This is a genomic window from Acinetobacter sp. 22301 (assembly GCF_052045285.1).
In the GTDB taxonomy this organism is placed as follows: Bacteria; Pseudomonadota; Gammaproteobacteria; order Pseudomonadales; family Moraxellaceae; genus Acinetobacter; species Acinetobacter pittii.
This window is the reverse complement of sequence record NZ_JBQEOR010000006.1, coordinates 191,083-203,810: the sequence shown is the minus strand read 5'-3', so window position 1 is coordinate 203,810 and position 12,728 is coordinate 191,083. Positions and strand designations below refer to the sequence as shown.

Below are 12,728 nucleotides of genomic sequence, written 5' to 3'. Positions count from 1 at the left end.
CATATATTCCACTTACAAAAATAAGAAACCTTTGAGAAATAAATAATGAGCTTAGATAATACCCATAATTGCCCTACTGAACATGAGCTAATAAACCAAATCAAAATCAATATTGAAAAATATGGATTACAAGTTATGGGAATTAGTGCAACGAACTATTTACCTTCTTTCAGTTACAGTGTGGGTTTATATGAGAGTTATCAGCATCCTGAAATTATTTGTTTTGGATTACCTACGGATCTAGCTCATCTCATTATTAATGATGTAGCAAACCTAATTAAAAATGGCGAAAAAATTACCTCCTATCAAGATTATGATGATCAGTTTTTTAAAGAAAGTCGTGCTCAGTTTTTACCTGTAGACTTCAGGAATATTGATGATTATTTTGGTGGGGCGTTAAATTATTACCAACATAATAAATTCTCAGCTTTACAATTAGTCTGGACTGATCGCAATGACAAATTTCCTTGGGAAGATGGATATCAAGAAGAGTTTATTTATGATCAGCCTTTACTAGATCGAAATGCTGATTTTAAATTTAGAGAGGCCAAAAATTTAGGGGTTTTCACCACTCGACAGTGTCTGGAGTTCAATCAACCTATTTTAAGAGTTGTACATGATAATGATGGAGATTGGCAATTTTTGACAGGTAATCAGGAACCTGAAGATATTCGTCTTGTCGCCTTAGAACAAATGATATTAAGAGATTCGAGCTTAAATGAAGTTTTTGATCTTGACTACGGCCAAACTGCTGAGAGAGACTCCATTAATAATTCATGGCAAATAACAAATCTTGATGAGTAAAAAGATTTACAATACTGTAATCTATAAAAATCTTATCGTAGCCAAAAACCCCTAAATTTCGTATTATACGTCTTTTAAATCATGGTGCTTTTTTATGGCCGCGTGGACTCCTCATGTCACTGTTGCTACAGTCGTAGAAAAAGACGGACGCTATCTGTTTGTAGAAGAGCATAGCGAAGGTTTTGTACACACAGTATTTAACCAACCTGCTGGTCATGTGGAATGTGGTGAGTCATTAACAGAAGCTGCCATTCGAGAAACACTTGAAGAAACAGGCCATCATGTTGAAATTGATGCCTTACTTGGTATTTATACTTATACCCCGCCAATGTTTCCCGATCGCACTTATTACCGTTTCTGTTTTCTAGCGCATGTAACTCAGGTTGAAAGTGATCCTCAACTCGACACAGGTATTATCGCTGCTGTGTGGATGACACCGGATGAACTCAAAGAATCTGCCCGTGCTCGCAGTCCTCTTGTGCTAAAAGCAGTTGAAGATGCTATGAAAGGCCACCATTATCCTTTATCGCTTATTTATGAGCACCCCTTCTCTCCCTCATTAACTTCTCATTTGGATGCCTAGTCCTATGCAACAACGTGTCATCGTCGGTATGTCTGGTGGTGTAGACTCTTCTGTTTCTGCAGCACTTTTACTTCAACAGGGTTATCAAGTTGAAGGTCTTTTCATGAAGAACTGGGAGGAAGACGACGGCACGGAATACTGTACGGCAATGGAAGACTTAGCTGATGCCCAAGCTGTAGCTGATAAAATCGGTATTAAGCTGCACACAGCAAACTTTGCGATGGAATATTGGGATCGAGTGTTTGAACTTTTCCTAGCTGAATATGCTGCTGGTCGCACACCAAACCCAGATATTTTATGTAATAAAGAAATTAAATTCCGCGCATTTTTAGATCATGCTATGACTTTAGGTGCAGACTTTATTGCGACTGGCCATTACGCACGCCGTGGTGAAACTGCATATAACTCTAAAGGCGAAGCATACGCACCATTATTACGTGGTGTAGATAACAATAAAGACCAAACCTATTTCTTACATGCCGTTCATGGTAGAGAAATTAATAAAACCTTATTCCCAGTAGGTGAAATCGAAAAACCTGAAGTTCGCAGAATTGCTGAAGAACTTGATCTTGCTACAGCCAAGAAAAAGGACTCAACAGGAATCTGTTTTATTGGGGAACGTCGTTTTAATGACTTCCTTAAACAATATTTACCCGCTCAGCCCGGGAAAATTGTACTTGATACAGGTAAAGAAGTTGGTGAACATCACGGTCTGATGTACTATACGCTCGGTCAACGTGGCGGAATTGGTCTAGGTGGTTTGAAAGGTGCAGCTGAAGGTGCATGGTTCGTACTACATAAAGATCTGGCCAATAATCGCCTCGTTGTTGGTCAGGGACATGAACACCCACTCATGCAAAGTACTCAACTGTGGAGTGAGTCAATTGACTGGGTAGCTGGTGAACAAAATATTCCAGTTGAAGGATTACGCTGTACAGCTAAAACGCGTTATCGCCAACCTGATCAGGGATGTACAATTTTTATTGATGAAAGCACTGAACACGGTGTTCGCGTTGAGTTTGATGAACCTCAGCGTGCTGTTACACCGGGTCAAAGCGTTGTATTTTATTCAGATGAAGTTTGCTTAGGCGGGGGTGTCATTCACCATACAAATGCCCCTATACCAAATTTTATTTAAGGGAATGAATGGCATGGTGGAGTTACCATTTCAACAATCACAAGCCTTGAATGTTCGCCAAAACCGTGCCCTTGCCTTGGCTGGGGTATTTCAGGCCACTCAGCTCACCCATATGACAGCCATGACGGGTCAGCAAAGTATTGGTGAAAGTGGTAACTTCTATTTTGAACTATTAATCAAAGCAAGTTTAAATATTCGCCCTACAGCTAACAATGGTGTTCAAACCTTAGATTTTTTTAATCAATTAGCAGATATCTCTTTAGGGCTTAAAACACTCGAAAATTGTATTACTCAACCTTTTTCGAACATGCCTAAGTCTCGCCTTCCAAAAATGGGAACGGCCAAATTGCCAATGTCCTACGCGATGTCGCTCTTGCAGCTAGAAAAAAAGGTTTATAGCAACCCTGAATATGTCGCAATCATTGAAAAAGCTCAGCAGAAAATTTTAAAACAGCTGTCTTTTTTTGATAATAACTACTTACACCCGAGCATTTTAGCTAATTTGGCGCAAACTTATGTTGATACGGCTGGCCAGATTAATCCACGCATTTTAGTTCGTGGTAATGCAGAAGCATTTAAAGATACCAACCATACTAACCGCATCCGTGCTTGTCTGTTTACTGGCTTGCAAATGGCCCATTTATGGCGACAACTCGGCGGTAGTTCATGGAACATGATTTTTAGCAAACGTAAATTGCTACAGGATATTCAAGCACTTGCTCGTTTACAGTACCAAGTCGTTTAAGACTATAAACGAGATTTTTTTAGTTTTATGTTTATTCCAACATTAAGGAATCGTTATGAACGCTTTAACCGCACTATCACCATTAGATGGACGTTATGCCAGCAAATGTGATGCGCTACGCCCTTTTCTTTCTGAGTTTGGTTTAATCCATGCTCGTGTCACTGTAGAAGTGCGTTGGTTACAAGCACTTTCTAACCGTCCGGAAATTGTTGAAGTTGCACCTTTTTCAAACGAAACAAATGCAGCTTTAGATGCAATTGTTAGCAACTTCTCTGAAGAAGATGCAAATCGTATTAAAGAGATTGAACGTACGACTAACCATGACGTTAAAGCAGTTGAGTATTTCTTAAAAGAGAAAATTGCCGGTATCGCTGAATTACAAAATGCGGGTGAATTCATTCACTTTGCATGTACCTCTGAAGACATCAACAATTTGTCTCACGCGCTTATGCTTAAAAACGGTCGTGAAGTTTTAGTATCAAGCATGAAGCAAATCCTTAATGCAATCTCTGCTTTGGCAACGACTCACGCAGAACAACCAATGTTGTCTCGTACACACGGTCAAACTGCTAGCCCAACAACTTTGGGTAAAGAAATGGCGAACGTGGCATACCGTTTAGCTCGTCAAATCAAACAATTTGAAAACGTTGAGTTACTTGGCAAAATCAATGGTGCTGTAGGTAACTACAATGCTCACCTTTCTGCTTATCCAGATGTTGATTGGGCTGCTCACGCACAAGCTTTTGTTGAATCTTTAGGTTTAACATTCAACCCTTATACAACTCAAATCGAACCACATGACTACATGGCAGAGTTGTTTGATGCGTTACGTCGTTTCAATACGATTTTAATCGACTTTAACCGTGACGTATGGGGTTACATCTCTTTAGGTTACTTCAAACAAAAATTGAAAGAAGGCGAAGTTGGTTCATCAACAATGCCACACAAAGTTAACCCAATTGACTTTGAAAACTCTGAAGGTAACCTAGGTATTGCAAATGCAGTATTAGCTCACTTAGGCGAAAAATTACCAATTTCTCGCTGGCAGCGTGACTTAACTGACTCTACTGTATTACGTAATATGGGTGTTGGTTTTGCACAAAGCTTAATTGCTTTCGATGCGTGCTTAAAAGGTGTTGGTAAACTTGAGTTAAATGCAAACCGTTTAAATGAAGATTTAGACCAAGCTCAAGAAGTTTTAGCTGAACCGATTCAAACTGTAATGCGTCGCTACAACATTGAAAAACCATACGAAAAATTAAAAGCATTAACTCGTGGTCAAGCAATGACGCGTGACATGATGGTTAATTTCGTAAATGGTGATGAACTTTCTCAAGTACCAAGCGAAGAACGTGCACGCTTAGCTGAACTTACTCCTGCAACTTACACAGGTAATGCAGCTGAACAAGCGAAACAAATTAACGATCTAATTAGCAAAATTTAATTAAAAAGTTTACAAAAAGCGGAGCTTAGGCTTCGCTTTTTTATTACACTCATATAAATCACAATAAAGACTTCATAAAATGATCGAAAAACAATTCAAACTTAAACACTATATTGCTCTTGGCTTGCTTTTGATTGCGATTGTCATTTCAGCTATTCAGCCTCTTGAATTTGAAGCCTATTTACTTCATCAAGCGGGCACAGTGTTTATGTTGATTTTGCTCTTTGTTATTTTTAAGAAGATTGGACTCGATTTTTTAAGTTTTACTTTCTATCTGCTGTTTTTGCTCATCCATATTGTTGGCGCACATTACCTGTATTCATACGTTCCATACAATGATTGGATACAACAGGTATTCAATTTTAATTTAGATCAATACATGGGTTGGTCCCGTAATATGTATGATCGTTTGGTTCATCTTGCCTATGGTATTTTTCTCTACCCTCTTACTTATCGCGTGTTTCAAGTGTGGTTACCATCAGTAAAGCCATTCAGTCTTTTTTTATTAGTAGTTCAATTTGTAATGGCATCAAGTGTTTTATATGAACTTATTGAATGGGCAATTGCTATTGGACTATCTCCGGAAGAAGCCGAAAATTATAATGGGCAACAAGGCGATATGTGGGATGCCCATAAAGATATGCTGTTAGCGACCATTGGTGCAATTTTCTATGGACTTCTTGCACTGATGCTTCCATCTAAAACAAATAACTCATAAATAAAAAAGCGCTCAATGAGCGCTTTTTTAAGATCACTTTAGACAACAGGATAGGTTTGTTCTAAAAGGCTTTGTAAAACTGAAGAAGTTGTATCAGGTAAAACATGCTCAAGATTGGCAGTGATATTACTAGCGTTCGTAGTTATATCACTCTGATCATTTACCTGAGTAGGCTTTAATGCCGCTGAAGACAAAAGAGTTTCAATTGGGTCTGGTTCACTAGATGTAGAGCTTTTTAACAAATCATCTAATGGCACAGATTTCTGCTCCTGGCTATCCGTTTCATTTGTTGTGCTTTGTACTAACTTTAATGTATTTAACCCAACGCTATCAGCAACAGATACAGTTTCTGTATGAGCAGTATCAACAGCTAACTCACTTAAACTGGCAGCCTTTGGAGCGACTACATCAAACGTAAAAGGTAAACTCACTTCACTGGTAAACCCTGCCGCATCGGTTTGCATTAAGGTAATAGTATGTTTACCAATGGCTAAAGTTTTATCAAGTGTAAATGACCACTCACCACTAGCATTTACTTGACCTATTTTAATAATCGAAATTGCTACTCCGTTATCGTAAATGGTCAAGGTCGCATTGGATTCAGCTTTAACCGTAAATTTTGGGGTCGCATCATCTGTTTCAGAGTTAGCAAGGATTTGTTTTATAGCGGTCCCATTATCATCATATACCTTAAAACTCGGTTTATCAGGAGGTGTATCCTTTGTACCATTGATTTCCAGAGCTACAGAACTATTGCCAGAGGCATCTATAGCAGATACAGAGGCCTTATCTTTAACAGTTAAAGCGGGTGAAATCGTAATTGTAAATTTCCCATCCGCATCAGCTACTCCACTACCAATAACCTTAGTACCTATTGTTATTTGTATTTTTGCATTAGCTTCGGCAGTTCCTGTTACGGTTGTGCCATCAGCATTAATTTGGGCTGTAGGTTTATCCGGTGCAATAGTGTCATAGCCAGCTTTAATTTCTAAAGGCTTAGAGGTATTACCTGCTGCATCTTCAACAACAACTGTTGCCTTTTGGGACTCTTTTAATGCAGGCGAAAGCGTGATTTGAAACTCACCTTGTGCGTTTGCGGTACCAGTTCCAATCACTTTACCATCAGCATCTTTTATCTGAACTTTTGCATTAGGCTCAGTTTGTCCTTCGACTGTGGTACCTTCTTTATTTACTTCCAGTAAAGGAGCTTTTGGAGGAATGGTATCTTTGCCAGCAAAAATAAGCGTTGCTTCAGATTCATTTCCAGCCTCATCCACAGCAACAACTTTTCCACCTGCGTCACTCGTCAAAGGTGGAGTAAATTTGTAAGAAAACTTTCCTTCCGAATTTGTTTTTATAGTATCTATTAAATTGCCACTGGCATCATAGATTTTTACAGTAGCCCTAGGTTCAGTCTTACCATCCAAGATCGAACCATCTTCATTTAATTGAGCTTCTGGTGCATCTGGAGCAATTGTGTCTTTTGGACCTGTAATAGAATAAGCACTAGACTCTTTACCACCTTCACTTTGAGCTGAAACATTTAATTTATTTCCATCTGTCAAAGGTTTATCGAGCTTAATCGTAAAATTACCACTTGCATCTGCGTTACCTGAAGCAATTACATTTCCACTTAAATCTTTAATATAAATTTTTGCATTAGCTTCGGCTTTACCAGTGACCGTAACCGCATCATCTGCAAGTTTTACTTCTGTTGGTTTCGCAGTGGTTGGAACATTAACAGGCGAGTCATCTTTGTCATCATTATCAAAAGCCCAAAGATATAAACCTTCAGCGGCTAAAACCGCTAAACCTGCTTTTAGCACGTTACCCATCGAAAAAGTTGGGGAATCATCAACCGCCATTGTTGAGGCTGGTTGGCTCGTGCTGGTATAGGCTAAATCTGTGACATGGTTTAAACCTGTATAGTCGATCACCTTACCTTGAGCATCAAATTGTGCCTCAACAAATTTTCCATGCTCAGTCGGAAGAACAAGTGAATGTTCTGTCGTATTCGTTACTTCATTAAAGAAATTTTCTAAGACAATAGTCTCTCCATTTTTTAAATGGACGACTAGACTTCCACCTTGTTTTTCCACCGATGCTATATCTTTTTGACTTACACCAATTTGAATAATAGAAGGTTTACTTAACACGACCTTATTGAGCTGACCATCTTGCAGAACGTCCAAACCCTCTTTGGATGCTACAATTATTCTTGTCATTATTTCCTGTCCTAAATTTCAGTTATATTTTTAAATGTCTAACTTTTTAAATATTTCATTTAAAAGCTATTTTATTGCTGTTTAAAATATCAAAACCATGTGTTTATCACAATTCAAAAATTATATTTATCAACATTTATTTTTTACTTTCCATTAAAAATCTAAGCACATTTAATAAGACAATTTTGAATATTAACTTTATAAAAAAACCAGCATTTAAGCTGGTCTTTTATAACATTTGAATTAGATAAACTTATAGTTTTGGATCACGTACCTGCACAAGCGTCGTATTCGCCTTTGCTAGGCTTTCCATGACTTTACTCATTACAGTAGGAATCAAACTATCGGCCATTTGCGCTGCTTGTAAACCCAGCTTTTCACCTAAGGTCGCTTTCTTACGTGTATTAATGACATAAACATCATGTTGTGGTAATAAAGCTAATAAATACTCATCAGATGTTTGTAATTTATCAACAAGGTTCAGATCTAGGGCATCTTCACCATACCAATGCTCACCTGTCGCCACCTTATCAACATTAAGCTGTGGGCGATACTTTTCTACAAAGTGCTTAAATAACACATGAGTTTGTTGCAGTTCTTCTTCGAACTTCGCTTTACCTTCAGGCGTATTTTCACCAAACATGGTGACTGTACGCTTATACTGCCCTGCTGTGTAAAGCTCAAAATCCACATTGTGTTCTTTTAAAAGACGATTAAAGTTTGGAACTTGAGCAACCACGCCAATTGAACCCACAATAGCAAACGGTGCTGCAATAATTTCATTTGCAATACATGCCATCATATAGCCACCACTTGCAGCGACTTTATCAACACAAATTGTTAAATGAAAACCTGCATCGCGTAAACGCACCAACTGAGCTGCTGCTAGACCATAACCATGCACCATACCACCTGGGCTTTCAAGACGAACTACAATACGATCACGTCCTGCTTTAGCAGTTGCTAAAATCAGGGTAATTTCTTCACGCAAGTTTTCAACTGCCGAAGCTTGAATATCACCTTTGAAATCTAAAACAAAAATTTTCTGATTATTTTTACGGCGAATTTTAGCTTCTTTAGCAAGTTGTTGAGCTAATTGTAAAAGTTCTAAACGGCTTGCCGTAGTTTGCGCAATTTTTTTTCTCTGTTCATTGACACGTGCATTTAAATGGCTGACACGTATTTCCGCAGGGAGTTTAGGCAAATGGAATAACATAAAATTCTAAGCTCATAAGTTTATCTTTATAGCCTTAAGATGTGGTCCTTTTGACTAAAATTCAATAGCGATTTTGCAAAATAGAGTCATTTTCATTTATAAAATAAAAAAAAGAGCACGTGGCTCTTTTTCTTTTATTGTTTATTAATTAACCGAAGCGACCAGTAATATACGCTTCCGTCAACTGATGGTCAGGTTGAGTAAAGACTTTTTCAGTTGAATTGACTTCAATTAAATCACCTAAATGGAAATAAGCAGTACGATCAGAAACACGTGCCGCTTGTTGCATTGAGTGAGTCACAATCACAATTGTGTATTGATTCGACAATTCAGAAATAAGTTCTTCTACTTTTGCTGTTGCAATTGGATCGAGTGCAGAACACGGCTCATCCATTAAAATCACTTCAGGACTAACAGCAATGGTACGTGCAATACATAAACGTTGTTGCTGACCACCTGATAAACCTGTACCTGGCTGGTTCAAACGGTCTTTAACCTCATCCCACAAACCAGCTTTACGTAAGCTATTTTCAACAATTTCTTCAAGGTCATATTTATCACGCGCTAAACCGTGAAGTTTAGGCCCATAAGCCACGTTGTCAAAAATAGATTTAGGGAATGGGTTTGGCTTTTGGAACACCATACCAACCTGAGCACGCAATAATACAACGTCTAGATTTGGATCATAAATATTGTGGTTATCGAGGGTAATTTTACCTGTTACGCGGCAACCATCAATCGTATCGTTCATACGGTTTAACGTACGAAGAAAGGTTGATTTACCACAACCTGAAGGACCAATAAATGCAATCACTTCATTTTGGTAAATATCTAGGTCAATACCCTTGATAGCTTCAAAATCACCATAATAAACATGGGCATCTTGTGCACTAATTTTGATTTCGTTTGAGTTCTGCTTTTTTGAAGTATGTGGTTCAAAATGCGAAACATACGAAGTGCCATGATTCAGCGATTTATCTGTAAATTGAGATTGTTCAGTATTCACTAACTTATCCTTTTCTAAGGAATTCGTAATATCAATAGTATTCATGATTTATCCTCTATTACCAACGCACTTCGAACTTTTTACGTAACCAAATTGCAAGACTGTTTAAACCAATCATTAATGCAAGTAGTACGATAATCGCAGCAGCAGTACGGCCTTCGAAGAAGTTACGCAACTCATTACCCTGCCATAAATAAACCTGTACAGGTAAAGCAGTTGCTTGATCAAATGGAGTTGCTGGAATACTTGCAACGAATGCACTCATTCCAATTAAAAGTAAAGGTGCGGTTTCACCAAGCGCATGTGCAACACCAATAATTGCACCTGTCATAATGCCTGGTAATGCCAACGGTAAAACGTGATGGAAAATCGTTTGGAACTTAGAAGCTCCCAAACCAAGTGCCGCTTGTCGAATAGAAGGTGGCACTGCTTTTAATGAAGCACGCGTGGTAATAATCACTGTTGGCAGTGTCATTAAGCTTAAAACCAAACCACCCACCAACGGAGCTGATAAAGGCAAATGCATCCAGCCAATGAAAATCGCAGCACCAAGTAGACCAAATACAATTGAAGGAACAGCAGCAAGGTTATTGATGTTAACTTCAATAATATCGGTAAGAACATTTTTTGGAGCAAACTCTTCGAGATAGATTGCGCTGGCAACACCAATTGGGATCGCAATGATGATCACGATGAGCATCATGAATAATGAACCCATGAATGCACCTGCAAGACCACTAATTGCTGGAGAACTACGTGAGTCAGGGTTCTTAAATAAGTTCAAGTTAAATGTACTTTCAAGAACGCCTTTTGCTTTTAAGTCATCTGCAAGCTTACGCACTTCTGGATCGAGTTGTTGCTGATCATCTGGTAATGAACGATCAATATTACCTTTTAACCAAACATCGACGTTCGCATCACCTAAGAAGGTAATGTTTTCTTTTTTACCAATGAGTGATGGATCTGCAAAAACCATATCACGAAGACGATAAGCTTCCGAGCTTGCATACAAGCTGCTTAGGTAGTCACGTTGTGATGCAAGTGCAGGATCTTTAGCAATCATTCCATTTACAATGATGCCATCCCAATCGACCATACCCATTTTAGTTTGCCAATCGACATAACGTTCTTGGTAATGCGCAGGTGTTTCACCTTGAGTACGTACAGGTACTGGCCCTGCATCAATCACTTTAGGGTCAAAGTAAATTGGAACGTTCATACTGGTTTGCCAAAAAGCAGGTAAACCTTTTGCCAAAATACTACCGAACAAGAGAGCAACGAATGCAAGACCAATAATGACTGCCGAGAAACCCGCAAAACGGAAAGCTTTTTCTTTGCGATGACGTTTAGCCAAAGATTTTTCAATAACCTGTTTACGTCGTTCACGTGTTTCGGCAGCAGTTTTCGGATCAAATACGTTCTGATCCATAGGAGACGATGTATTTGATGTACTCATTCGTATTGCTCACGGTATTTACGCACAATGTACAGTGCTACAATATTTAATCCCAAGGTAATAACAAATAGTGTTAAACCTAGCGCGAATGCAACCAATGCTTGTGGACTTGAGAAGTCTGTATCTCCAGTCAACTGTTTTACAATAGTTACTGTCACTGTCGAAACAGCTTCAAATGGATTTGCGTGTAAAAGTGGACTGTTCCCTGCTGCTAAAACCACAATCATGGTTTCCCCAACGGCGCGAGAGACTGCCAATAAGAAAGCACCTGTAATACCAGGTAAAGCTGCCGGTAATACAACTTGACGGATTGTTTCAGACTTAGTCGCACCAAGTCCTAAAGAACCGTCACGTAGTGCACGCGGGACTTGAGTAATAATGTCATCAGACAAAGATGAAACAAACGGGATAATCATAATCCCCATTACAAAGCCAGCAGTTAAAGCACTCGTCGCATTAATCTCTAAACCAACATATGCACCCGCTGCTTTAAAGAATGGTCCAATAATCATCATGGCAAATACACCATAAACAATTGTTGGAATACCAGCTAAGACTTCAATTGTTGGTTTTGCCCATGAGCGGAACCATGGTGAAGCATATTCAGCTAAATAAATTGCGATCATTAATCCAACTGGTACAGCAACGAGTAGAGCGATACCACTGACCATGAGCGTACCCCATAGCAATGGTAATAAACCATAACTGCCTTCAGCATTACCAGAAGTACTAAAGCCCGGATTCCATTCTGTACCAAAGAAAAAGTCCATTGGACTAACAAAACGGAAGAAGTGCATTGCTTCGCCAAACATCGACATTACGATACCGATGGTTGTCAAAATCGCAACACCAGAACATAAAATCAAACCAACATTAATGGCACGTTCAACTTGGTTACGAGCACGATATTGTTGGCTGATTTTTTTCTTTGCCCAAACCAACCCCAATAAAGCAGCACAAATTACAACAGCAAATTTGGCAAAAGAGCCAATGGTTTGAAATTTTGCAAACTGTTGAGCAGCAGCTAATTCGTAGGCTGCCGGTTTATCACTTACCCCAAAACCTGAAGCAATTGATTGAACACGATCAACCAATACACTTCTACCCGCTTCATCAAGAGAAGCACTTACAGACGCCGGAATATTATTAAAAATAATATGATTTAAAATACTTGGTTCAACCAAGTTCCAAATGATCAAAATTAAAAAAGCAGGGATACCGCACCAAAGACCAACCAGTGCGCCATAATAACCAGGACGAGAATGTAACGTCGCCGAGTTGCTTCCCTTACCTGCTATGTTACGGCTCTTTCTCAGCCCAATTTGATATGCGATGGCCACGAGGGCTAACAACACACCGATAAGTAGCAGATTCATGTACTCTCCACTGTTTT

The 12,728-nt window shown here is 38.9% G+C and carries 11 protein-coding genes; 6 read left to right on the top strand and 5 right to left on the bottom strand.

Going from position 1 to position 12,728, the window contains the following annotated elements:
- Nucleotides 1-45: 45 nt before the first annotated feature.
- The 6 genes from ACTJJH_RS11600 (at nucleotide 46) to ACTJJH_RS11575 (ending at nucleotide 5,432) form a co-directional block, all read left to right on the top strand.
- A complete protein-coding gene (locus tag ACTJJH_RS11600; protein WP_262519486.1) occupies nucleotides 46-804 on the top strand; it encodes a DUF4262 domain-containing protein in 759 nt (252 codons plus the stop codon).
- Nucleotides 805-898: 94 nt separating this feature from the next.
- The gene (locus ACTJJH_RS11595; RefSeq protein WP_032063058.1) at nucleotides 899-1,387 is read left to right on the top strand and encodes an NUDIX hydrolase; all 489 of its coding nucleotides are present in this window, start codon (nucleotides 899-901) and stop codon (nucleotides 1,385-1,387) included.
- A gap of 4 nt (nucleotides 1,388-1,391) precedes the next feature.
- Nucleotides 1,392-2,525: a tRNA 2-thiouridine(34) synthase MnmA gene (mnmA, locus tag ACTJJH_RS11590; protein WP_440601152.1), complete on the top strand. Its 1,134-nt coding sequence runs from the start codon at nucleotides 1,392-1,394 to the stop codon at nucleotides 2,523-2,525.
- Between the two features lie 13 nt (nucleotides 2,526-2,538).
- Nucleotides 2,539-3,270, top strand: coding sequence for a high frequency lysogenization protein HflD (gene hflD, locus ACTJJH_RS11585; RefSeq protein WP_002118587.1), 732 nt, complete (start codon nucleotides 2,539-2,541; stop codon nucleotides 3,268-3,270).
- A 55-nt stretch (nucleotides 3,271-3,325) separates the two neighbouring features.
- Nucleotides 3,326-4,714 (top strand): adenylosuccinate lyase, encoded by a 1,389-nt coding sequence (gene purB, locus ACTJJH_RS11580; protein WP_002118712.1) that lies wholly within the window; start codon nucleotides 3,326-3,328, stop codon nucleotides 4,712-4,714.
- Between the two features lie 79 nt (nucleotides 4,715-4,793).
- Complete coding sequence (locus ACTJJH_RS11575) at nucleotides 4,794-5,432, top strand: DUF2238 domain-containing protein (protein WP_017387269.1); 639 nt, start codon at nucleotides 4,794-4,796, stop codon at nucleotides 5,430-5,432.
- 38 nt (nucleotides 5,433-5,470) lie between these two features.
- On the opposite strand, the gene blp2 is transcribed toward ACTJJH_RS11575, so the two are convergent.
- From blp2 to pstC, 5 genes are all read right to left on the bottom strand, one after another.
- Nucleotides 5,471-7,657: an Ig-like repeat protein Blp2 gene (blp2, locus tag ACTJJH_RS11570; RefSeq protein ID WP_440601151.1), complete on the bottom strand. Its 2,187-nt coding sequence runs from the start codon at nucleotides 7,655-7,657 to the stop codon at nucleotides 5,471-5,473.
- 253 nt (nucleotides 7,658-7,910) lie between these two features.
- Complete coding sequence (sohB, locus tag ACTJJH_RS11565) at nucleotides 7,911-8,873, bottom strand: protease SohB (RefSeq protein ID WP_002118820.1); 963 nt, start codon at nucleotides 8,871-8,873, stop codon at nucleotides 7,911-7,913.
- A 148-nt stretch (nucleotides 8,874-9,021) separates the two neighbouring features.
- On the bottom strand, nucleotides 9,022-9,924 hold the full coding sequence (gene pstB, locus ACTJJH_RS11560) for a phosphate ABC transporter ATP-binding protein PstB (protein WP_005067963.1): 903 nt from the start codon (nucleotides 9,922-9,924) through the stop codon (nucleotides 9,022-9,024).
- Between the two features lie 13 nt (nucleotides 9,925-9,937).
- The gene (gene pstA / locus ACTJJH_RS11555) at nucleotides 9,938-11,335 is read right to left on the bottom strand and encodes a phosphate ABC transporter permease PstA (protein WP_039759455.1); all 1,398 of its coding nucleotides are present in this window, start codon (nucleotides 11,333-11,335) and stop codon (nucleotides 9,938-9,940) included.
- Nucleotides 11,332-12,711: a phosphate ABC transporter permease subunit PstC gene (pstC, locus tag ACTJJH_RS11550; RefSeq protein WP_320124333.1), complete on the bottom strand. Its 1,380-nt coding sequence runs from the start codon at nucleotides 12,709-12,711 to the stop codon at nucleotides 11,332-11,334. The genes pstA and pstC overlap by 4 nt, the downstream gene beginning before the upstream one ends.
- Between the last annotated feature and the right edge of the window lie 17 nt (nucleotides 12,712-12,728).